General features: G+C 69.4%; 16 protein-coding genes. 10 read left to right on the forward strand and 6 right to left on the reverse strand.

Annotated elements, in window-relative coordinates; translation table 11 throughout:
* Positions 1–101 precede the first annotated feature (101 nt).
* On the forward strand, positions 102–632 hold the full coding sequence (locus AC0IWM_RS16785; protein WP_056469838.1) for a phosphate-starvation-inducible PsiE family protein: 531 nt from the start codon (positions 102–104) through the stop codon (positions 630–632).
* 149 nt (positions 633–781) lie between these two features.
* Here the strand turns inward: AC0IWM_RS16785 and ldtR are convergent, their stop codons facing one another.
* The 3 genes from ldtR to AC0IWM_RS16800 all read right to left on the reverse strand — a co-directional run bounded on the left by ldtR (position 782) and on the right by AC0IWM_RS16800 (position 3,008).
* Positions 782–1,294 carry a transcriptional regulator LdtR gene (ldtR, locus tag AC0IWM_RS16790; protein WP_056470078.1) on the reverse strand — a complete coding sequence of 171 codons (513 nt, stop codon included), beginning with the start codon at positions 1,292–1,294 and terminating at the stop codon, positions 782–784.
* Between the two features lie 165 nt (positions 1,295–1,459).
* Positions 1,460–1,927 (reverse strand): DUF6163 family protein, encoded by a 468-nt coding sequence (locus AC0IWM_RS16795; protein WP_471756858.1) that lies wholly within the window; start codon positions 1,925–1,927, stop codon positions 1,460–1,462.
* 13 nt (positions 1,928–1,940) lie between these two features.
* Positions 1,941–3,008 carry an enoyl-CoA hydratase/isomerase family protein gene (locus AC0IWM_RS16800; protein ID WP_471756860.1) on the reverse strand — a complete coding sequence of 356 codons (1,068 nt, stop codon included), beginning with the start codon at positions 3,006–3,008 and terminating at the stop codon, positions 1,941–1,943.
* A 232-nt stretch (positions 3,009–3,240) separates the two neighbouring features.
* Between AC0IWM_RS16800 and hemB the strand changes: the two genes are divergently transcribed.
* The 4 genes from hemB (at position 3,241) to AC0IWM_RS16820 (ending at position 6,277) form a co-directional block, all read left to right on the forward strand.
* Complete coding sequence (hemB, locus tag AC0IWM_RS16805; protein ID WP_056469833.1) at positions 3,241–4,299, forward strand: porphobilinogen synthase; 1,059 nt, start codon at positions 3,241–3,243, stop codon at positions 4,297–4,299.
* Positions 4,296–4,724, forward strand: a complete 429-nt coding sequence (locus AC0IWM_RS16810; RefSeq protein WP_471756862.1) for a hypothetical protein — start codon at positions 4,296–4,298, stop codon at positions 4,722–4,724. The genes hemB and AC0IWM_RS16810 overlap by 4 nt, the downstream gene beginning before the upstream one ends.
* 111 nt (positions 4,725–4,835) lie before the next feature.
* The gene (locus AC0IWM_RS16815) at positions 4,836–5,324 is read left to right on the forward strand and encodes an RDD family protein (protein WP_471756864.1); all 489 of its coding nucleotides are present in this window, start codon (positions 4,836–4,838) and stop codon (positions 5,322–5,324) included.
* A gap of 206 nt (positions 5,325–5,530) precedes the next feature.
* Positions 5,531–6,277, forward strand: a complete 747-nt coding sequence (locus AC0IWM_RS16820; RefSeq protein WP_447677753.1) for an arginyltransferase — start codon at positions 5,531–5,533, stop codon at positions 6,275–6,277.
* Between the two features lie 27 nt (positions 6,278–6,304).
* Here the strand turns inward: AC0IWM_RS16820 and AC0IWM_RS16825 are convergent, their stop codons facing one another.
* Entirely contained in the window at positions 6,305–8,446 is a 2,142-nt protein-coding gene (locus tag AC0IWM_RS16825; RefSeq protein ID WP_471756866.1) for a TonB-dependent receptor, read from the reverse strand.
* Between the two features lie 312 nt (positions 8,447–8,758).
* Complete coding sequence (locus AC0IWM_RS16830; protein ID WP_471756868.1) at positions 8,759–10,918, reverse strand: TonB-dependent receptor; 2,160 nt, start codon at positions 10,916–10,918, stop codon at positions 8,759–8,761.
* A gap of 371 nt (positions 10,919–11,289) precedes the next feature.
* On the opposite strand from AC0IWM_RS16830, the gene purB reads away from it, so the two are divergent.
* The 5 genes from purB to AC0IWM_RS16855 all read left to right on the forward strand — a co-directional run bounded on the left by purB (position 11,290) and on the right by AC0IWM_RS16855 (position 17,135).
* Positions 11,290–12,597, forward strand: a complete 1,308-nt coding sequence (gene purB / locus AC0IWM_RS16835) for an adenylosuccinate lyase (RefSeq protein ID WP_471756870.1) — start codon at positions 11,290–11,292, stop codon at positions 12,595–12,597.
* A gap of 58 nt (positions 12,598–12,655) precedes the next feature.
* Positions 12,656–13,516, forward strand: coding sequence for a D-amino-acid transaminase (locus AC0IWM_RS16840; protein ID WP_471756872.1), 861 nt, complete (start codon positions 12,656–12,658; stop codon positions 13,514–13,516).
* 138 nt (positions 13,517–13,654) lie between these two features.
* Positions 13,655–14,005, forward strand: a complete 351-nt coding sequence (locus AC0IWM_RS16845) for a hypothetical protein (protein ID WP_471756874.1) — start codon at positions 13,655–13,657, stop codon at positions 14,003–14,005.
* A 160-nt stretch (positions 14,006–14,165) separates the two neighbouring features.
* Complete coding sequence (locus AC0IWM_RS16850; protein ID WP_471756876.1) at positions 14,166–15,458, forward strand: adenylosuccinate synthase; 1,293 nt, start codon at positions 14,166–14,168, stop codon at positions 15,456–15,458.
* Between the two features lie 147 nt (positions 15,459–15,605).
* A complete protein-coding gene (locus AC0IWM_RS16855; protein WP_471756877.1) occupies positions 15,606–17,135 on the forward strand; it encodes a histidine kinase in 1,530 nt (509 codons plus the stop codon).
* A gap of 203 nt (positions 17,136–17,338) precedes the next feature.
* On the opposite strand, the gene rpoH is transcribed toward AC0IWM_RS16855, so the two are convergent.
* Positions 17,339–18,229 (reverse strand): RNA polymerase sigma factor RpoH, encoded by an 891-nt coding sequence (gene rpoH / locus AC0IWM_RS16860; RefSeq protein ID WP_056469801.1) that lies wholly within the window; start codon positions 18,227–18,229, stop codon positions 17,339–17,341.
* Positions 18,230–18,334 lie beyond the last annotated feature (105 nt).

An 18,334-nucleotide genomic window follows, 5' to 3' on the forward strand; every position in this document is an offset into this window, starting at 1 on the left:
CGGCCTTGACGGGCCGGAGGGAGGGGTTTCGAAGCCCGCCCACGCTGGACGCCCCGGCGCCGATCCTGTCTGATCGTCTCAACCAATGGGGGGAGAGCGTCATGTCCGACGACCGGGAGGATCAGGGCCGGCTCACGCGCGCGGCGAGCTTCGTCTTTCTGCACACGGAGCACGCGATCTACGCGGCGCTCGGTCTTCTCCTCGCGCTGACCGCCCTCGTCGCGCTGATCGATGCCTCCGCGCTGACCTGGGAAGCCTTGCGCCACCTCGGCGGCGCCGACCAGATCCTCGAGGTGGTGGATCGGCTGTTGTTCCTGCTGATGCTGATCGAGATCCTGCACACGGTGCGGGTGTCGATGCGCTCGGGCAAGCTCACCTGCGAGCCGTTCCTCATCGTCGGGCTCATCGCCTCGATCCGGCGCGTCCTGGTCATCACCCTGCAATCGTCGGAGATCACCCACGCCAAGGACTGGTCGCCGGAGAAGCAGGCGCTGTTCCAGGCCTCGATGATCGAGCTCGGCGTCCTCGCCGGCCTGATCCTCACGATGGTGTTCGCGATCTTCATGCTTCACCGCGCCCGCGACGACGGCAAGCCGGCCGGCGAGGAATCGTCCGAGCACGCCGGCTCCTGACCGGCACGGCACCCGCGGTCCTTCGGGGGCCTCGTACCGGGTCCCGGTGAGCCTGCCGCACGGGTCGGGTCCCGCGGTCTGGTCTCGAACGCGAACAAGCCCGGCGAACCGGGCTTGCTGGGTCGGCGGGGTCGCGGGCGCGTCCGTCCTTAGAGGCGGTAGCGGATCTGGTCGGTCCAGAAGCGCTCCAGGCGGCTGAGCGCGGTGTTCAGGCGGCCGAAATCGTCGTCCGAGATGCCGCCGATCGGCTGGATGGTACGGGCGTGCTTGTCGTAGAGGCTCTGGATGATGTCGTGGACCTGGCGGCCCTTGTCGGTCAGGCTGATGCGGACCGAGCGGCGGTCGGTCTTCGACCGGGCGTGGTGCAGGTAGCCGGCCTCGACGAGCTTCTTGACGTTGTAGGAGACGTTCGAGCCGAGATAGTAGCCCTTCGTGCGCAGCTCGCTCGCGGTGAGCTCCTTGTCGCCGATGTTGTAGAGCAGCAGCGCCTGGACGCTGTTGACGTCTTCGCGGTCGCGGCGCTCGAACTCGTCCTTGATGACGTCGAGGAGTCGGCGGTGCAGGCGCTCGACGAGGTGCAGGGCCTCCAGATAAGAGCCGTGCGCCGGAGCGGTCTCGGGAGCGGTGTCGGTCTTGCTAACCTTGGCAGCCTGGGACTTCATCATGGGCCTCTTCAGGTCTCTGGTGTTTCAGGGCCGGTGTTCTTCGCCACCGCTCATGAAGCCAACCTAGGAGTCGCAGATGAAAGACGGTTTAAGCGATAGGATGAATTTGCGATTTACCTCTCTCGGTAAATGCAAGATGAAGCGATCATCGTAACACGCCGTTTACCGGATTTCCCGCGCCGCCAGGAAAGACAAGATAAAATACAACGCAATAATTCCGCCCTGTATTGCGATGTATACGGGCGTTATTGGCAGGAGCTGCGGCGTCAGGACGGCGAGGGTCAAGGCACTCGTGGCGGCCAGCAGCCAGACCACGCCGCCCCAGGCGCTCGTCAGCCAGAGGCCGACCGCCGCCATCGGGTCGATCACCGCGAAGTAGACGATCACGCTCTGGCGCCCGAGCGTCTCCGATTCGAAGGGACGGCCGCCCGGCAGGATGTCGAGGATGCCGGCCCAGGTGGCGACGGCCTTGCCCAGCCAGAACAGGGCGATCACCCGCATGAACCAGACGAGCACCACGTCCCAGCCGGTCTGCGGCACCTGAGGCGTGCGTTCGATGCGGTCGCCGCCGCCCTCCTGGTTGCGGCCGCGGATCTCGCGGGGACCCGGGACTTTCGTCAATCCGCGCACGCGTGACCTCTCCTCATCGCTCGGGCGATCCTGCGAAGTCCGGTTCGGGGCCGGCGGACGGCGCGAAGGCCGCGGCGATCCCGGCGGGATCGACGGCCTCCAGGGTTGCGGGATTCCAGGCCGGGGCGCCGTCCTTGTCGATGACGGCGGCGCGTACGCCCTCGAAGAAGTCGTGGCCGCGCATCAGGGCGCTGACCATGCGGTATTCCGTCAGCATCGCCTCGGCGAAGCCCAAGCGCGCCCCGCGGCGCATCTGCTCACGCACCAGGGCCAGGCTGGTGGGCGAGCGCGTGCGCATCAGCGCGGCGGTCTCGGCGGCGAAGGCGGACCCGTTCGCATCGAGGCGCGCCAGGATTTCCGCGACGGTGTCGGCGGAGAAGCACGCGTCGATGACGGCCCGCGCCTCGACCAGGGGCCCGGGTTCCGGCACCGGCCGGGCATGCGCGGCGAGCGCCGCCTCGACGGCGTCGCCGGCGGCGAGGGCGTCCACGATCGCGTCGAAGTCGTCCGCCGCCGCGTGGTGTGTGGCGAGGCCCACCGCGTGGGCGTCCCCCGGTCCGATGCGGGCGCCGGTGAGGGCGAGGTAGGTCCCCGTGCATCCGGGCAGGCGCGGCAGCACGTAGGTCATGCCGACATCGGGAAACAGGCCGATCCCGACCTCCGGCATCGCGAAGCTGTAGCGCTCGGACGAGACCCGGTGGCTGCCATGGACCGAGATCCCGTTGCCCCCGCCCATGACCAGGCCCTCGATCAGGCTGATCACGGGTTTCGCGAGCCGTTTTACGGAGGCGTCGAGCCCGTACTCCGCGCGCCAGAACGCATCGACGGCCGCGTGGTCGCCGGCCTTGGCGAGGGCGTAGATCTGCCGGATGTCGCCCCCGGCGCAGAAGGCGCGCCCGCCCCGGCCCCGCAGCAGCACCCGCGTCACCGCGGCGTCCTCGGCCCAGGCATCCAGCTGCGCCTGCATGGCCTGCAGCATCGCCAGGGACAGGGCGTTGAGGGCACGCGGCCGGTTCAGCGTCACGAGGCCCACCGCGCCGCGCCGCTCGAACAGGATCTCCGCTTCGCCCGATTCCGCCATGGGTCCTCCCGCCTGGATCGCCCGCTTAGACGAGGTTTTGGCGGGCGGCGTCAATCGGAGCGGCCGCGCCCGGGCCGGTTCCGCTGTGGGCGCGGAACGCGTCTGCCGTGGACGAATCCCCGCCATCCCTGCGTCGGCATCACGGCTTTCGAAGGCTTTTGCCGATGTGTTAGGCCGGTTCCCGCCCGCCCCTGCCCCAGGCCCGGGCCGAACACCATCGAGTCCGAGCACGATGACCCACGAACCCCCGACTCCGCGTCCCCTGGCGGTCGAGACGGCCCAGGAGGCCGCCCGCCCGGTGGCCCTCGGCATCACCCAGCGCCCGCGCCGCAACCGCAAGGCCGAGTGGTCGCGCCGCCTCGTGCGCGAGCATACCCTGACGGTCGACGACCTGATCTGGCCGCTCTTCGTGATCGAGGGATCGGGCCGGCGCGAGCCCATCGCGTCGATGCCCGGCGTCGAGCGCCTCAGCGTGGACGAGATCGTGCGCGACGCCGAGAAGGCCGCCCGCGCGGGCATCCCGGCGATCTCGTTCTTCCCCTATACGGAGCCGTCCCTCCGCGATCCCACCGGCTCGGAATCCCTCAATCGCGAAAACCTCGTCTGCCGGGCGGTGCGCGCGGTGAAGGCGGCGGTGCCGGAACTCGGCATCATGACCGACGTCGCCCTCGATCCCTATACCAGCCACGGCCATGACGGCCTGCTCGAGGACGGCGCGATCCTCAACGACGAGACCGTGGCCCTCCTCGTCGAGCAGAGCCTGATCCAGGCCGAGGCCGGCACCGACATCATCGCGCCCTCGGACATGATGGACGGGCGTGTCGGCGCCATCCGGGCCGGCCTCGACCGGGCGGGCTTTCGCGACGTGCAGATCATGGCCTACGCAGCCAAGTACGCGAGCGCGTTCTACGGCCCGTTCCGGGACGCCATCGGTACCCAGGCGGCCCTGGTCGGCGACAAGCGCACCTACCAGATGGACCCGGGCAATTCCGACGAGGCGATCCGCGAGGTCGCCCTCGACATCGCGGAGGGCGCCGATTCCGTCATGGTCAAGCCGGGCCTGCCCTACCTCGACATCATCCGCCGGGTGAAGGACGAGTTCGCCGTGCCGACCTTCGCCTACCAAGTGTCGGGCGAGTACGCGATGATCGAGGCCGCCGCCCGCAACGGCTGGCTCGACGGCGAGCGGGCCATGGTCGAGAGCCTGCTGGCCTTCAAGCGCGCCGGCGCCGATGGCGTGCTGACCTACTACGCGCTGCGGGTCGCCGAGCGGCTGCGCGCCGGCGCGTGAGCCCCGGACGTGCCGCGCGCGGGCTCATCTCCGCGCTCTCGCCCGCGCTCCTGCCCGCCCTCCTCGGTCTCGCCGCCTGCGAGAGCTCAGTCGACCGCCAGCGCGCCATGATCTGCCGGCGCGCGGTTCCGGCGCTGGCGCCCCCCGACACCGCGGTGAGGCTCCTGCGTATCGGCGCGGGCGCGACGCCGGACGACGTCAGGGTCGATTATGCGGTGGCGGGCCGGCCCGGGCAGGCCGCGCGCCAGCGCTGGGTCACCTGCCGCTTCGGTCCCGGGGCCGAACTCCTGGGCCTCGCCACGGAGGCCGGCCCGGTCAACGGCGCCCGCCTGTTCCTCCTGCGCCAGTACTACCTCGACACCCCGGAGGCCGCGGCCGCCGACCCGGGCGCGGAGAAGGCGCCGGCCGATCGCGCCGCGCCCTGAGCCGGCGCGATCGTGAGCGTTCCCGATCTTGAGAGTTTCCGGGGCCGCGCCCATCTCTCGCGGGAGAGGTCTGCCGCTCCCTCCCGCGAGCGACCCCAGGAGCGCCCCCCCATGCGCGAGACGCAAAGCCCCTACGCCGATCGCTTCCAGACCGGCTACGCCCCCCAGTTCCCCGTGCCCTACGTGCGGGGCAGCCTCGGCGCGCGCTTCGTCGCCTACCTGCTCGACATCCTGTTCATCTTCGGCTTCACGGCCTTCCTGATGCTGGCGATCACCGTGATCGGCGTCCTCACCTTCGGCCTCGGCTGGACCCTGTTCGCGATCCTGCCGGCGAGCGGCATCCTCTACAGCGCCATCACGGTGGGCGGCTCCGGCCAGAGCACCTGGGGCATGCGGATGATGGGCCTGCGCGTGGTCGCGCCGGAGAGCGGCGCCCGGGTGGACTACCTCACGGCCGCGATCCACGCGCTGCTGTTCTACGTGGCGGTCGCCTCCGCCTTCGTGCTCTGGATGCTCGATGTCGGCATCGGCCTCGTGCGCGCCGACCGCCGCCTCGGCCACGACCTGCTCCTCGGCCTCGCGGTGGTGCGCGCCGGCTGAGGCGCCGCTCCGGGTCTTCCTCGGCCGCTCAAGTCTATCCAGGGCGCAAGTCTTGCTGGAGATGCGCCTCGTGCGCGCGGGCTGATCAAGGTTTCGTACGAAATCGTCGCGGAACCCCCTCAGGGTGTTGAGCCCGCCCGCGTTGCGGATACACTCAAGTCTTGGGGTGCGCGGGGCGCACCCCGCGTGGCGGGCGACAGACAAGCGTGACGAGCCATTCCCGGGACACCCCGCAATTCTACCTCACGGCGCCCTCCCCGTGTCCCTACCTGCCGGGCCAGGAGGAGCGGAAGGTGTTCACCCACCTCGTCGGGCGCCGCGCCCGCGATCTCAACGAGATCCTGACCCAGGGCGGCTTCCGCCGCTCGCAGACCATCGCCTACCGGCCGGCCTGCGAATCCTGCCGCGCCTGCATCTCGGTGCGGGTGGTGGTGTCGGACTTCCGGCCCTCGGGCAGCCAGCGCCGCATCCTCCAGCGCAACGCCGACCTCGTCGGCACCCCCGAGCCCAACCGCCCGGCCTCGGAGCAGTACGCCCTGTTCCGGCGCTACCTCGACGCCCGCCACGGCGACGGCGGCATGGTCGACATGACCGTGCTCGACTACGCCATGATGATCGAGGACAGCCACGTGGACACCCACCTGGTGACCTATCGTCGGCGCGGCCCCGACACCGCGATCAACGGGCGCGGCACCGGGCCGACGGTCGCCCTGTGCCTGACCGACGTCCTCGCGGACGGCCTGTCGATGGTCTATTCGTTCTACGATCCGGTCGAGGCGCACCGCTCGCTCGGCACCTACATGATCCTCGACCATATCCGGCGCGCCGCCGATCTCGGCCTGCCCTACCTCTATCTCGGCTACTGGGTCGAGGGATCGCGCAAGATGGACTACAAGGCCCGCTTCACCCCGCAGGAGCGCCTGATGGGTCCCGGCTGGCAACGGGTGGAGTAGCCACCCGCCGCCCGCGGCGCCGACGCCTCAGAACTTGGCGATGATCTGCGCCCGGATCGTGCGCGGCGCGCCGGGCGTGATGTTCTGGTTGTTGTCGGCGGTGTAGATGTAGCGCCGGTCGAACAGGTTCTCGATGTTCACCTGCGCCCGGACCGACTCGCTGACCTGATAGAACAGCCCGAGGTCGAAGCGCGTGTAGCTCGGCAGCCGCACCGTGTCGTCGGAGGTGGCGAAGGTGTGGGTCTGGTGGATCACGCCGATGCCGATGCCGAATTCCGGCGTGACGTCGAACTTGTTCCAGAGGGAGACGCTGTTGAACGGCACCAGCCCGACGGTGTTGCCCTTCACGATGGTCGCCGAGGTGTTGCTCTCGATCCTGGCATCGGTGAAGGCGTAGCCGCCGGCGATCTGCCACCAGTCGGTCAGGTAGCCGTTGGCGCCGATCTCGGCCCCCTGGGTGTTGGTCTTGCCCGACAGGATGAAGAAGCCGGCATTGTTCGGGTCGGCGAGGCGCTGGTTGGTGCGGTCGAGGTTGTACAGGGCGCCGGTGACCTGGAAGGCCGGCGTGACGTCGTACTTCACGCCCACTTCGAGGTTCTGGAAGCCCTCCGGCTTGGCGATGGCGAGGCCCGGCGAGAAGACGCCGATCTGGTCGCCCGAGGACGGCAGGTAGGACACGCTGTAGCTGCCGTAGAAGGCGAGGTTCGCCAGCGGCTTGATCACGATACCGGCGCGCGGCGAGACGAGGTTGTCGACGCGCGCGTTCGTCAGGGCGTTGACCCGGCTCTGCGAGGAGAAGTCGAAGTAGTCGTAGCGCAGGCCGCCGACGATCTGGACGTACTCGTTCAGGTCGATCTGGTCCTGCGCATAGGCCGCGGCCAGCCCGAGATCGTAGCGGAAGTTGGCGTCCGTGGTGCCGTTGTTGCGGAAGGTCACCGGTGCGCGGGTGATCGGCGACATCGGGTTCACCACCACGCTGGTGACGAGGCTGTTGCCGGTGTTGAAGAACGCCGTCTGCCGGAAGGCGAGGCCCTCCTGGTAGCCGAGCTCGAAGCCGGCCAGCAGGGTGTGCTTCACGTCGCCGGTGAGGAACTTGTAGGTGAAGTCGTTCTGGCTGAAGTAGTTCGTCCGGTCGGTCTCGTTGCGGTAGCCGGTGATCGGCACCTGCGTGCCGGCGGCGTTGACCGGCGCCCCCGGCAGGGTGTTGGCGTAGAAGCGGTTGTAATCGGCAAAGCGCAGCTGGTTGCGCATCTGGACGCCGGACTCGAACGTGTGGTCGAGGGTCGCCGTGGCGATGTTGGCGTCGACCCGGGTGGTGTTCACGTCCGGGTTGCCGAAGAAGGTGCGGATGTTGTTGCGGTAATTGTACGGCCGGCCGTTCTGCGAGGGGATGCCGCGATCGGGGAAGCGGTCGTCGTGGAAGAACTCGTAGGAGAGCTTCAGCGTGGTCGCCGGGCCCAGCAGGAAAGTCATCGTCGGGTTGATGCCGTAGCGCTGCAGGTCGCCGAACTGGCGGTAGGTCTGGCTGTCCTCGAACACGCCGTTGAGGCGGAAGAACACGCTGTCGCTGATGCGGTCGCCCACATCGACCGCCACGCGCTTCTGGTTGAACTGCCCGACACCGGCCGTGATCTGGCGCACCCGCAGCCCGTCGGCCTCCTTCAGGACGCGGTTGATGACGCCACCGCCGCCGCCGCGGCCGAAGATCAGCGAGTCGGGACCCTTCAGCACCTCGATCCGCTCGATGTTGTACAGGTCGCGGAAGTACTGCACATCGTCGCGCACGCCGTTGACGAAGAAGTCCGCGTTGGTCTTCTGGCCGCGGATCACGACTTCGTCGCGGTTGCTCTCACCCTGGGCCGGGATCACGCCGGGCACGTAGCGCAGCTGGTCGGTGAGGTTCTGGAAGTTCTGGTCCCGGATCTGTTCCTGGCTGACGACGGTGATCGATTGCGGCGTGTCGAGGAGCGGGGTGTCGGTCTTCGTCGCGCTGCGGGTGGCGCGGGTCAGGTAACCCACCGTGTTGCCGCGCAGGCCCTCGACGCTGAGCTGGTCCAACGTGACGGCCGTGCCCTCCGGCAGGAGCGCCGGTTGCGCCCGGGCCGTCGTCGCCAGCGCCGTCCCGCACAGGAGGGTCGCGAAGATCCGTGGTGCTGCTCCAATGCCCATCGTCGTGTCGCCCGATCTCGAAATCTTGTCTTGTTGATCTTGCGCCGCTAATTCAGTTCAGTGGCGTGAGAGATCCCTTGTAGAGTGCGCCCGAGCGAAGCAAGCGATCGGACCGGTCTTTCCTGGTCTTTGTTTTACAGGACTTCTAAGAACCGCTCGAAACAGCGGGCCAACGCCTTCGCAATGTTTGGCAAAAGTGTCTCCGATTTTAATCCTGGAACGATTCCAGGTCGAGCCGATCTCGTGGACGGTGTTGCCGCAATGCCACGGCCCGAGGGTCCCGCCGGGGCGGGGCCGAGGGCGCCGGTCGGCTCAGAACCGCGCCACGATCTGCGCCCGGATCAGGCGCGGCGCGCCGGGGGAGATGTTGTTGTTGCCGTCCGCGGTGGCGATGTAGCCGCGGTCGAACAGGTTCTCTATATTGATCTGCGCCCGGACCCCGTCCGTGACCTGGTAGAACAGGCCGAGGTCGAAGCGGGTGTAGCCGGGCAGGCGGACCGTGTTGTCGGCGCTGGCGAAGGTGTGGGTCTGGTGGATCGTGCCGATGCCGATGGCGAGTTCCGGCGTCACGCTGAACTTGTTCCACACCGTGACGGCGTTGAAAGGCACGACGCCGACCCGGTTGCCCGGAAGGATCAGCGCCCCGCCGAAGCCGTTGACGATGCGCGCATCCGTGAAGGCGTAGCCCCCCGCGACCTGCCACCAATCGGTGAGGAAGCCGTTCGCGCCGACCTCGACGCCGCGCGCGTTGGTCTGGCCGCTGAGCAGGAAGAATCCGGGGCGGTTCGGATCGGCGAGGCGCTGGTTGTAGCGGTCGAGGTCGTACAGCGCGCCGGTGAGCTGGAGCGCGGGCGTCACGTCCCACTTCACGCCGACCTCGCGGTTCTCGAACCGCTCCGGCGGGGCGGCGGCGAGGCCGGTGCTCAGGGCGTTGAACTGGTCGCCGGCGGACGGCAGGTAGGAGACGCTGTAATTGGCGTAGAAGGCCAGGGCGTCGAAGGGTTTCAGCACTGCGCCGATCCGGGGCGACAGCAGGTCGTCCACGCGGGTGAGACTGTCCTGGATGCGCCGGTCGGTTGAGCGGAAGTCGAAATGGTCGTAGCGCAGGCCGCCGATCAGTTGCAGGTGCGGCCCGATCTCGATCTGGTCCTGTGCGTAGACCGCCGCCAGGCCGAGGTCGTAGCGGTTGTTGATGCCCGAAGCGATGTTGCGGAAGCTCACCGGAACCCGCGAGAGGGGCGAGAGCGGATTGACCACGATGGCCTGCGTGCCCGTCGTCGCGAAGAAGCCTTCCTCGCGCAGGTTGGTCCCCGACTGGTGGCCGAGTTCGAAGCCGGCGAGCAGCGTGTGCGCCAGGGGGCCGGTGGTGAAGCGGTAGGTGAAGTCGTTCTGGTTGAAGAGGTTCGTGCGCGGCGTGTCGTTGTTGAAGGCGCTGAGTTCGAGGCGCGTCCCGGCCGCGTTCACGGCGCCCCCCGCCCGGATGCTCGGATACACGATCTGATAGAACTTGTCGTAATCGGCGAAGCGGACTTGGGCACGCATCTCCACGCCGGACGCGAAGCGATGCTCGAGGCTGGCGGTCGCGATATGTGCGTCGACCCGGGCGGTGCTGAGGTCGGGATTGCCGAAGAAGGTCCGGATGTTCTGGCGGTAGCGATAGGGCCGTCCGTCCTGGGCGGGGATGCCCCGGTCGGCGGTCCGCTCGTCGTGGAAGTACTCGTAGGAGAGCCTGAGCGTCGTGTCGGGGCCGAGCAGCACGGTCGCGGTGGGGTTCACGCCCCAGCGCCGCAGATCGACGAAATCGCGAAAGGTCCCGCTGTCCTCGAACAGGCCGTTGAGGCGGAAGAAGACGTTGTCCGAGACCCGGTCGCCGACGTCGAGGGCGAGGCGCTTCGTGCCGAACTGCCCGGTCTGGAGGACCGCCTCGCGCAGCGGGATGCCGTCGGCCTCCTTGAGGACGCGGTTGACCACGCCGCCGCCGCCGCCGCGCCCGAAGATCATCGCGTTCGGGCCTTTCAGCACCTCGATCCGCTCGACGTTGTAGAGATCGCGAAAATACTGCGCGTCGTCGCGGATGCCGTTGACGTAGAAGTCGGCGCTCGATTGCTGCCCGCGAATCACGATCTCGTCGCGGTTGGCGGCGCCCTGGTGCAGGAACACGCCGGGCACGTAGCGCAGGGCCTCCGTCACGCCCTGGAAGCCCTGATCCTGGATCTGCTCCCGCGTGACGACCGTCACCGCCTGCGGCGTATCGATCAGGGCCGTGTCCGTCTTCGTGGCGCTCCGGGCCCGCGCCGCCCGATAGCCGGCGCCCGAACCGGCCGGGCCCTCCACGTGGAGTTGGTCCAGGCTGACCTCGGCATGCGCGGCGTTCCCGGCCGGCGCGTCCTGCGCGACCGCTGCGCGGATTTCGACGAGGCAGGTCTCGCTGAGCAGCACCGCGAGAAGACCGACGTGACGGTGGCTGAACATGGAACGCCTCATCCGGATAAGCTGAAATATTTCTCTCGCCGGGCCCGTTGTGATCAGAATGTCGGCGGTATATATTTACATATCTCCTGATTATTCGAGTTCGTCCGTCCGCTCTAGCCTCGATCGGCATGGATAGTCTTTAATCAATATAAGTATGAGTCCGGACTGTGCATCAGGTGTCTGAGCGGCTTCGCGAATCCGGTCGCCGGTCCACGCCCTCGGGTCGATCCCGTCGCGCAAGGACCGTCGCCGGTGGCACCGGAAAGACACACCCGCTCGTCGGGCCGGGCGGTCGGTGCGCGTTGAGCGGCACCCGCGCCCGTGCTAGGCGCCAGCCACATCACCATCGTCGCGTTGACCGAGGCGCCCGCATGATCCCCCGCTACAGCCGCCCCGAGATGACCGCGATCTGGTCCCCCGAATCGCGTTTCCGGATCTGGTTCGAGATCGAGGCCCACGCGACGACCGCGCTGGCCGAACTCGGCGTGGTTCCGAAGGAGGCCGCCGACACGATCTGGGCGAAGGGCCGCGACGCGGTCTTCGACGTGGCGCGGATCGACGCCATCGAGGCGGTGACCAAGCACGACGTCATCGCGTTCCTGACGCATCTCGCCGAGATCGTCGGCCCCGAGGCCCGCTTCGTCCACCAGGGCATGACCTCGTCGGACGTGCTCGACACCTGCCTCAACGTCCAGCTGGTCCGCGCCGCCGACCTCCTGATCAAGGACGTCGACGCCCTGCTGGCCGCCCTCAAGCGCCGGGCCTTCGAGCACAGGATGACGCCGACCATCGGCCGCTCGCACGGCATCCATGCCGAGCCGGTGACCTTCGGCCTCAAGCTCGCCGGGGCCTATGCCGAGTTCGAGCGCGCCCGCGCCCGCCTCGTGGCGGCGCGGGAGGAGATCGCCACCTGCGCCATTTCCGGCGCCGTCGGCACCTTCGCCAACATCGACCCCCGGGTGGAGGAATACGTGGCCAAGGCCATGGGCCTGACCCCCGAGCTGGTCTCCACCCAGGTCATCCCGCGCGATCGCCACGCCATGTTCTTCGCGATCCTGGGCGTCGTCGCCTCCTCGGTGGAGCGCCTGTCGATCGAGGTCCGCCATCTCCAGCGCACGGAGGTGCTGGAGGCGGAGGAGTTCTTCTCGGAGGGGCAGAAGGGCTCCTCGGCGATGCCGCACAAGCGCAACCCCGTGCTCACCGAGAATCTGACGGGCCTCGCCCGCATGGTGCGCAGCTACGCCCTGCCCGCCATGGAGAACGTCGCCCTCTGGCACGAGCGCGACATCTCGCACTCCTCGGTGGAGCGCATGATCGGGCCGGACGCCACCGTGACCCTGGACTTCGCCCTCGGCCGCCTCACCGGCGTCATCGACAAGCTGCTGATCTATCCCGAGAACATGCAGCGCAACCTCGACAAGCTCGGCGGCCTCGTCCACTCGCAGCGGGTGCTGCTGGCCCTGACCCAGGCCGGGGTCTCGCGCGAGGATGCCTACCGCCTCGTCCAGCGCAACGCGATGCCGGTCTGGCGCGGCGAGGGCGACTTCCTCGCCCTTCTCAAGGCCGATGCCGACGTCACCGCCGCGCTGACCCCGGAGCAGATCGAGGAATGCTTCGATCTCGGCTACCACTTCAAGCACGTGGACACGATCTTCTCGCGGGTGTTCGGCGCAAGCTGAACAGCGCACGAATCCCGCCTGTCCCGAACAGCCCCACCCGGACCGAAGAGGTAACCCCGTGTCCCAGGCCCGCATCGTCTACCTGAACGGCGACTTCCTGCCCTTCGCCGAGGCGCGCGTGCCGATCATGGACCGGGGCTTCCTCTTCGCCGACGGGATCTACGAGGTCTCGGCGGTGCTCGACGGCCGCCTCGTCGACAACGAGGCGCACCTGGCCCGCCTCGATCGCTCGCTGGGCGAGATCGACATCGCCAACCCGCACACTATGTCCGAATGGATCGGCCTGCAGACCGAACTCGTCGCCTGCAACGGGCTCGCCGAGGGGCTGGTCTACATGCAGGTGACGCGGGGCGTGTACGAGCGCGACTTCGCCTATCCGCCGGCCGGCACGGCGCCCACCGTGATGATGTTCACGCAGGCCAAGACCGTCGCGGCCAACCCGTTGGCCCAGACCGGCGCCAAGGTCATCACCGTGCCGGACCTGCGCTGGAAGCGCCGGGACATCAAGTCGGTGGCCCTCCTCGCCCAGGTGCTGGCCAAGCAGCAGGCCGCCGCCGCGGGCGTCGCCGAGGCCTGGATGGTCGAGGACGACGCGGTCACCGAGGGTTCGTCCTCGACGGCCTTCATCGTGACGAAGGCGGGCGCCCTGGTCACCCGGCCCCTGTCCACGGCGCTCCTGCCCGGCATCACCCGCAAGGCGGTCCTGCGTCTGGCCGAGGAGGCCGGTCTCGCCCTGGAGGAGCGGCTGTTCAGCGTCTCGGAGGCCCTGGCGGCGGCGGAGGCCTTCTACACCAGCGCTTCGGCCTTCGTGATGCCGGTGGTTAGCATCGACGGCCACGCCGTCGGCGACGGCCGCCCCGGCCCGCATACGCGGCGCCTGCGCGAACTCTACCTCGGCATGGCGCGCGCGAGCGCCTGACGTTTCAAACTACGGCACGTGAGAGCGCGTGAGGCGTCGTCCCAGGACCCTGTTCCCATCACGGGACCGATGGGACAGGAACGCTTCGGCCCCGGGTCTGTTCTCCCTCAAACCTCGCATCCGAGACAGGGAGACCCTATGCGCTCGATCCTCACCCTCGCGGTCGGCCTCGGCCTGGTCGCCGGCGCGGCCTTCGCACAATCCCCCGACGCGCCGCTGAAGGGCCGGGACACCGACCCGGCCCTGCCGCCGCCGAACCAGACCATCCCCGACAAGATCCGCCCGTCCGAGGGGACCGCCGATAAGGGCACCTCCGGCGACACCGGCACCCTCAGCGACAAGCTCGAGAAGAGCGACGGCGTGATCAAGCCGCCGGGAAACACCGCCCCCGGCATGGTGGTGACCCCGCCCGATCCGAATCCGGGCGGAATGCCGGTGATCAAGCCCGGCGATCTGCCTGGCCGCCAGCCCGGCACGGAAGCCCGGTGAGGCATCGCTGCCGGGGCGGCATGGCCGCCCCCCGCAGGGGCGGGCGGCCCCCTTGCTTGATTTCCGCGCACGGATCGCGGAAAGACCCGAGGACAGCAGGAGCGGTTCGCCCGTCGGGTCGGACCGCTTTCGCGCGGGTTACGGCACAGGTTTTCAGTGAATGGCAAACGTCGTCGTCGTAGGCGCCCAGTGGGGTGACGAAGGCAAGGGCAAGATCGTCGACTGGCTCTCCGAGCAGGCCGACGTGGTGGTCCGCTTCCAGGGCGGCCACAATGCCGGCCACACGCTCGTGGTCGACGGCGTGACCTACAAGCTCGCCCTCCTCCCGTCCGGCGTGGTGCGCGGCGGCAAGCTATCGGTGATCGGCAACGGCGTCGTGGTCGATCCCTGGCACCTCGTCGACGAGATCGCCCGGCTCCAGGCCCAGGGCGTCGAGATCTCGCCCCGCACCCTGCGCATCGCCGACAACGCCACCCTGATACTGCCGCTGCACCGCGAGCTCGACCATTTCCGCGAGACCTCGAACGCGGGCCTGAAGATCGGCACCACGAAGCGCGGCATCGGCCCGGCCTACGAGGACAAGGTTGGCCGCCGCGCCATCCGGGTCGTCGACCTCGCCGACGAGTCGACGCTCGAGGCCAAGATCGAGCGGGTGCTCACGCACCACAACGCCCTGCGCCGGGGCCTCGGCATCGCCGAGGTCGATGCGGGCGCCCTGCTCTCCGAGCTGAAGGCGATCGCGCCGACGATCCTGCCCTACGCCGATACGGTCTGGAAGCTACTCGACGACGAGCGCCGCGCCGGCAAGCGCATCCTGTTCGAGGGCGCGCAGGGCGCGCTCCTCGACGTCGACCACGGCACCTATCCCTTCGTGACCTCCTCGAACATCGTGGCGGCCCAGGCGGCGACCGGCTCCGGCATGGGCCCCTCGGCCATCGGCTACGTGCTCGGCATCGCCAAGGCCTACACCACCCGCGTCGGCGAAGGCCCCTTCCCCACCGAGCTCTTCGACGAGATCGGCGAGACCATCGGCTCCCGCGGCCGCGAGTTCGGCGTGAACACCGGCCGCAAGCGCCGCTGCGGCTGGTTCGACGCGGTGCTGGTGCGCCAGACCGTGCGGACCTCGGGCATCGACGGCATCGCCCTGACCAAGCTCGACATCCTCGACGGCTTCGAGTCGATCAAGGTCTGCACCGGCTATCGCCTCGACGGCCAGGTGGTGGATCATCTCCCCGCCAATCAGGCGGCCCAGGCCAAGGTCGAGCCGATCTACGAGACCATCGAGGGCTGGTCGGGCACCACGGCGGGCGCCCGCTCCTGGGCCGACCTGCCGGCCCAGGCGATCAAGTACGTGCGCAGGATCGAGGAACTGATCGGCGCGCCGGTGGCGCTGCTCTCGACGTCGCCGGAGCGCAACGACACCATCCTCATGCACAACCCCTTTGAGGACTAGGGCCGTTTTCACTTGATGGGGGCATGGCCGCGTGGGGAAGATGCGCCCACGCTGGTACCGCGGCGGTCGGCCGGTGCGCGTCCGTCCGTGGGGCTGCGGGACGAGGCGGCCAGCCAGCCGCCGGTGAGAGGGCGGACCTGAGGCACGATGGCCGACTATTATCCCCTGCTGGCACGGGCGCTCGACGCGATGCCCGACCGCTCCCCGGCCCTGCGCCAGGCCGTCTACGAGCGCGCGCGCGGCGCGCTGATCGGGCAGCTCCGGTCCCTCGATCCGCCCCTGTCCGAGGACGACATCGACCTCGAGCGCAACGCCCTCGAAGCCGCGATCCTGCGCCTCGAGCGCGACCACGGCGGTGCGGCACCCGCCGCGTCGGCGCCGGAGCCGCCCGCCCCCGCGCCGGAGCCCTTCCTCCCGCCGCCGCCGGCCAACGACCCCATCGACCTGCCGGAAGCGACGCTGCCCGAGGCGACCCTGCCGCCCGCGCCGCCGCCGGATTTCGGCGCGCCGGCCGCGGCAGCGCCCGAGCCCGCGCATCCCTCGCCCGCCTCCCCCGAGCCGGAGGCGCCCGTTCCGGTCGCGCCGCCGATCCCGGTCGCGCCACCGCGCGAGCCCCCGGTTCCGCCCGCGCCGAGCGAGGCCGGCCCGGCACCCGACACCATCCCGCCGCCCGTCCGCATCCAGGCCCGCAAGGCCAAGTCCCCGCCCTTCATGGCCGCCGAGGCGCCGGACGAGGCGGGCCAGCCGGTCCCGGCCGCCGACGAAGCCGGCTCCGACCTGCCGGCGCCCGATGGGAACGGCCAGCGCCAGCGGCCGCGGATCGAGGTGGTCGGCCCCCGCGACGGGCGCTCGCGCCTCCTGCGCAACGTCCTCGTCGGCAGCATCCTGATCGCCGTGATCGGACTCATCGCGGTGGCGGCCTTCCTCCTGCGCGACAAGCCCGCCGACCTCCAGCCGATCGCCACGGAGCAGCAGGCCGCCCCGGACGGCGCCGACTCGAAATTCGCCGACCGGGTCGGCGGCGATGCGGCACCGTCCGCTCCCGCCGCGCCGGCGCGGCGCGCGGCGCCCGCGCCGACCCCCGCACCGAGCCCCGCCGCACCGAACCCGGCCCAGCCCGACCTCGCGGTGACCCAGCGGGCCATGCTCTACGAGGAGACGGTGGGCGGCGGCGCCAACGCCGCGCCGACGACCACCCAGGGCCGGGTGGTCTGGCGCCTCGACACGGTGCCGGGCGAGCAGGGCCAGCAGCTCGAGACCGTGGTGCGGGCCACCGCTGAGTTCGCGGATGCGGGCCTGACCCTCGTCATGACCCTGCGCCGCAACCTCGACGCCACCCTCCCGGCCTCGCACACCGTCGAACTCGCCTTCACGCCGAGCGGTCCCACGGCCGCGCGCCACAACGTCCAGGATATCGGCCTCTTGCAGGGCAAGGACGAGGAGGGCGCCCGCGGCTCGCCGGTGGCCGGCCTGCCGGTGCGGGTGCGCGAGAACCTGTTCCTGATCGGGCTCTCGTCGCTGCCCAACGACATCGAGCGCAACACCGACATCCTGCTGCACAAGAACTGGTTCGACATCACCCTGAAGTTCGCCGCCGGTCCGCGCGGGATCATCGCCTTCGAGAAGGGCAGCGCTGGCACCCAGGTGCTGCAGAACGCCTTCGATCAGTGGCGCTAGGGCCGTCCCCGACCACGTTGGGTCGGGCACGGCTCCAGACCCTTGTTGCGACGCGCTTTCTTTCGACGGACCCGCGATCGCGCCCTCGCAAAGCGCTTCTCGGGCGCGGTGGCGCCTGAGGACCTAGCCCGCAAAACGACGACAGCCCCCCGGCCTCGTGGCCGGGGGGCTGTTCGCGGTTCCCGATCTCGGGATGCGTGGGATCAGGCGTGCGCCTCGGCCCGCGGAGCCTCGCGGGTGGCGAGGTTGCGCTTGACCGCCTCCTGGATCTTCTCGAAGGCGCGGACCTCGATCTGGCGGACGCGCTCGCGCGAGACGCCGAACTCGCCGGAGAGATCCTCCAGGGTGATCGGGTCGTCGGCGAGGCGGCGCGCCTCGAAGATGCGGCGCTCGCGGGGGTTGAGCACCGAGAGCGCGTCGCGCAGGGCCGTGAGGCGGTTCTGCCCCTCCTCCTCGCGGGCGAGCACGGTCTCCTGGCTCGGGCTGTTGTCCACGAGCCAGTCCTGCCACTCGCCCTCGCCCTCCTCGCGCAGGGGCGCGTTGAGGGAGGTGTCGCCGGAGAGGCGACGGTTCATGTCGATCACCTCCTGCTCGGGCACGCCGAGCTTGACGGCGATCTGCGCGACCTGGTCCGGCTTGAGGTCGCCCTCGTCGAGCGCCGAAATCCGGCCCTTGGCCTTGCGCAGGTTGAAGAACAGCTTCTTCTGGTTGGCGGTGGTACCCATCTTCACGAGCGACCACGAGCGCAGGATGTATTCCTGGATCGCCGCCTTGATCCACCACATGGCGTAGGTGGCCAGCCGGAAGCCCTTGTCCGGCTCGAAGCGCTTGACCGCCTGCATCAGCCCGACATTGCCCTCGGACACGACCTCGCCGATCGGCAGGCCGTAGCCGCGATAGCCCATGGCGATCTTGGCCACGAGGCGCAGGTGCGACGTGACGAGGCGGTGGGCCGCGTTGCGGTCGCCCTTCTCGCGCCAGTCCTTCGCGAGCGTGAATTCCTCGTTCGGCTCGAGCATCGGGAACTTGCGGATCTCGTCGAGGTAGCGTGAGAGGCCACCTTCGGTGGCGAGCACTGGCAATGCGCCGGCCATGATCTTACCTCCTTGAAAGGACCCCCTGAGGGGCGGTCCGAAGCGAACCGCCGCTCCCTTGAGCCGGCCGTCCGATTCCCGAGTGTAGCGGGAAACCGGCGGAGA

Source organism: Methylobacterium sp. AC433 (genome assembly GCF_979253015.1).

Excerpts from the sequence above, each read along its gene's own strand:
- hemB (WP_056469833.1), top strand. The coding sequence starts at position 3,241 with ATGACCCACGAACCCCCGACTCCGCGTCCCCTGGCGGTCGAGACGGCC.
- ldtR (WP_056470078.1), bottom strand. The coding sequence starts at position 1,294 with ATGAAGTCCCAGGCTGCCAAGGTTAGCAAGACCGACACCGCTCCCGAG.
- rpoH (WP_056469801.1), bottom strand. The coding sequence starts at position 18,229 with ATGGCCGGCGCATTGCCAGTGCTCGCCACCGAAGGTGGCCTCTCACGC.
- AC0IWM_RS16850 (WP_471756876.1), top strand. The coding sequence starts at position 14,166 with ATGGCAAACGTCGTCGTCGTAGGCGCCCAGTGGGGTGACGAAGGCAAG.
- AC0IWM_RS16815 (WP_471756864.1), top strand. The coding sequence starts at position 4,836 with ATGCGCGAGACGCAAAGCCCCTACGCCGATCGCTTCCAGACCGGCTAC.
- purB (WP_471756870.1), top strand. The coding sequence starts at position 11,290 with ATGATCCCCCGCTACAGCCGCCCCGAGATGACCGCGATCTGGTCCCCC.
- AC0IWM_RS16845 (WP_471756874.1), top strand. The coding sequence starts at position 13,655 with ATGCGCTCGATCCTCACCCTCGCGGTCGGCCTCGGCCTGGTCGCCGGC.
- AC0IWM_RS16855 (WP_471756877.1), top strand. The coding sequence starts at position 15,606 with ATGGCCGACTATTATCCCCTGCTGGCACGGGCGCTCGACGCGATGCCC.
- AC0IWM_RS16785 (WP_056469838.1), top strand. The coding sequence starts at position 102 with ATGTCCGACGACCGGGAGGATCAGGGCCGGCTCACGCGCGCGGCGAGC.
- AC0IWM_RS16830 (WP_471756868.1), bottom strand. The coding sequence starts at position 10,918 with ATGTTCAGCCACCGTCACGTCGGTCTTCTCGCGGTGCTGCTCAGCGAG.
- AC0IWM_RS16825 (WP_471756866.1), bottom strand. The coding sequence starts at position 8,446 with ATGGGCATTGGAGCAGCACCACGGATCTTCGCGACCCTCCTGTGCGGG.
- AC0IWM_RS16800 (WP_471756860.1), bottom strand. The coding sequence starts at position 3,008 with ATGGCGGAATCGGGCGAAGCGGAGATCCTGTTCGAGCGGCGCGGCGCG.